Annotated in this window: 3 protein-coding genes; 1 reads left to right on the forward strand and 2 read right to left on the reverse strand. The window is 41.8% G+C overall.

Going from position 1 to position 3,106, the window contains the following annotated elements:
• Positions 1–28: 28 nt before the first annotated feature.
• A complete protein-coding gene (locus SSCH_RS17530) occupies positions 29–355 on the reverse strand; it encodes a helix-turn-helix domain-containing protein (RefSeq protein WP_084711007.1) in 327 nt (108 codons plus the stop codon).
• 383 nt (positions 356–738) lie between these two features.
• Here SSCH_RS17530 and SSCH_RS07220 point away from each other — a divergent pair, with 383 nt between their 5' ends.
• The gene (locus SSCH_RS07220; protein WP_156972166.1) at positions 739–2,208 is read left to right on the forward strand and encodes an L-serine ammonia-lyase, iron-sulfur-dependent, subunit alpha; all 1,470 of its coding nucleotides are present in this window, start codon (positions 739–741) and stop codon (positions 2,206–2,208) included.
• Positions 2,209–2,436: 228 nt separating this feature from the next.
• On the opposite strand, the gene SSCH_RS07225 is transcribed toward SSCH_RS07220, so the two are convergent.
• Entirely contained in the window at positions 2,437–2,808 is a 372-nt protein-coding gene (locus tag SSCH_RS07225) for a nucleotidyltransferase domain-containing protein (protein WP_044664878.1), read from the reverse strand.
• Positions 2,809–3,106: the final 298 nt, after the last annotated feature.

Consider the following 3,106-nt stretch of genomic DNA (forward strand, 5'->3'; position numbering starts at 1 on the left):
TTCATCCGTAGGCATGCCCCATGTTTCATCACTTAAAAGAGGCCCCCGGATGAACGGTTATACACAGGCACTCCATATTGTATCTGCCATAGTTTATAGACTCACACTTTAAAAAATCGTTCTCAATAATGGTTATTTTATCAGCTTTTCTTACAATAATATGCTCTTGTTTTTGGGGTATAAGCAGATCAGTAATGCTGACTCCAAGTATCTCACAGATCCGCTGCATATATTCCAGTGTAGGGCTAGAAATGTTGCGCTCCAAGTTGCTTAAATAACCAATGGACAGTCCTGTCTTTTCGGAAAGCTCTTTTAATGTTAGATTTTGCTTCTTTTCGCAGTTCTTTAAACCTATCTCCTATATGATCAAGTTAATATTTTTCCATAATAACCATCCCCTTATAAATTTATTATAACAACAAAAAAGCAAATCATTCCATAATATTTCATAAATATGAACAATCATAAAACGGTAACTCACACCATTATATCTGTACACTTACAATAATATTTCATTACTATGAAATTATATATTGTTTTTTAGCTTGCTCCGTGCTAATATATAAAAAACAAGTTTCATATATATGAATTTTTTAAAAGGAGAATTAATAATGAGCCATTGGTGTCCCAGCATTTTCAACGATATTATAGGTCCCGTTATGATTGGCCCTCCACGTTCTCATACCTGTGGTCCTGCCCGCATAGGCTTTTTAGCCAGACAAATTGCTTCACCATAATTTGAAAAAGGCTACTGTTGAATTTGCCAGAGATGGCGCTTATATCAATATGTACAGAGGACAGCGCTCTAATTATGGTTTTACTTCCGGCTTACTGGGCTATCGCCCCGAAAGCTACAGCCTGCACAATGCCTTCACAGAGGCAAAAAAAAGGAATGTAGAGATACTATTTCAAGAAGGCGATTTTGAAGCTACAGTCCCCAACCTCGCTCGTTTGACACTGGAAAGTGATTGCGGAGAAAAAGTCACAGTGTATTCAGACTCTACCGGTGGCGGCACGGTCAAACTTCTTAATATTGACGGCTTTGATGTCTCTGTGGTTGGAGACTGCTATGAAATATTAATATTTACAGAAAATAATGAAGATTTCCTGGCAGCAGCTATAGATAAACTGAATAACATATTTGCCGACAATGAGGGATTTGCAACATCTTCTTCCGGAGAGAAAGCACTTATAAATATTAAGCGCCGCAGTAATCTTTCACCGGCAGATATAGCTGCAATCAAACAAATAGGCAGTATTGAGGATATAAAAATCATTGAGCCAGTGTTGGCGGTTTTGTCCAACAAAAATTGCAATGTACCCTTTAAAAGCGGTGAAGAGCTTTTGGCAATGTCTGTTGAAGAGGGTAAGGAGATTTGGGAACTTGCCATTGATTACGAATGTGCCCGCAGTGGATGGACCAGTGACCAGGTAATCTTCTATATGAAAAAAATGATAGATATTATGGTATCAGGTATTCATGAAGCCATGACCGGGAATATTGAGATGAACGGAATCATTAAACCAACAGCGGGTAAAATTAGCGAGGGGGCAAAAAACGGCCACACATGGATAGACATGGGAGTCTTAAACACAGCGGTTCCGTGGTCAATTGCAACCATGGAATACAGCAGCGCCATGGGTAAAGTGCTTTGCGCACCCACCGGAGGTTCCGCAGGGGTTATTCCCGGTGCAATACTGGGTATCGGCGAAACCCTGGGCTTAAGCCTTGAAGAAAAGGTAAAGGGAATGCTGGCAGCTGCGGTAGTAGGCATCTGTATGGCCAAAGACTACAACTATTCCGCAGAACTATATGGCTGTCAGGTAGAGCCGGGAGCAGCATCTGCAATGGCTGCAGCCGGTCTTTGTTACTTTATGGGTGGTACAGTCAAGCAATCACTTGATGCGGCATCCTGTGCAATACAAAATATACTGGGAACAATCTGCGACCCTGTTGCCGGATTGGTTCAGGTTCCATGTATCAGCAGAAACGCCATGTCCACTGCCAATGCCCTTGTATGTGCCAATATTGTTATCAACGGTTTTGACCCATGTATTCCACTTGATGAATCTGCAGAGACTATGTTTAGAGTAGGAAAACAACTGCCACCCGAATTGCGCTGTACATGTATGGGCGGGCTGTGCACAACTCCAACCGGCATCAGGCTTGCAAAGGAGCAGGATGAAAGAAACAATAACTGTAAATAAGGTTTATTTCTCAATTTAAGTCAAAAAAGCGACAGTTGCTACTCGAATAACAGATTCTATATAATAAACATGTTGTTCCGAAAGACCCTCTATTATACTTTAATTATTCATACAGTATATTTTAGATGGTCTTTTCTTCTTTGTTTTCTCAGGCGGCTTCTCTCCAAAGGGAAACAGTGAATAATAGTGGTTGGCTCATTTGTGACAGAGTTCCTTTTTGTTCACTGTTTATTTATCTATTAGATCTTTCAACACCTGTCTGGCCAGTGGTTGAAAGTCCAAATAATCTCGCCACGTTTTTTCTATGAAATCATATGTTTCTTCTTCATCTCTGGAAATTAACAACACGCCTTTTGTCACATGGTATCGAAAACCGGTATTTGCCTGGTTTAGAGGGCACACATCAACTGGAATGTGAAGTTTGCAGGTAAGAGTTACGGTTAATTCCATGGTGAGGTCAAGAATCGCTTCCTCAGCTAGTCTGTCATCAAAAAAAACAGCTACGTCAAGGTCATGACAGGGATGTTGCCCAAGGAAAGACCCGTGCAAAATAGCAAAGCGAATTTGCGGGTGGTACCGGTACCCGGTACCTTCATGTATTCAGAAATGCGCCGGGAAGTAGAGTAGGCGGGGTCTCTTGCCGCCTGGTAGCGTTTAGGTCAGGACAGTCCGTTATACTGCCCCTTTCGTCTGGCAGTGCCTTAGTATCCCGGCCGTGCGCTACTGGCCTAGCAGTTGTATCCCCTACCCCTCATCGAACCGTACGTGCGCTATTAACGCATACGGCTCTCCGTAGTCATTATTCACGGATCTCACGCAAAGATTCTTACCCTGACATCGTAAATATTCACAAATATACGGGGTGTAGGCAAGTTCGGAAAATTTTCTTGAGGAAATA

The organism is Syntrophaceticus schinkii, assembly GCF_000946815.1.
In the GTDB taxonomy this organism is placed as follows: domain Bacteria; phylum Bacillota; class DSM-12270; order Thermacetogeniales; family Thermacetogeniaceae; genus Syntrophaceticus; species Syntrophaceticus schinkii.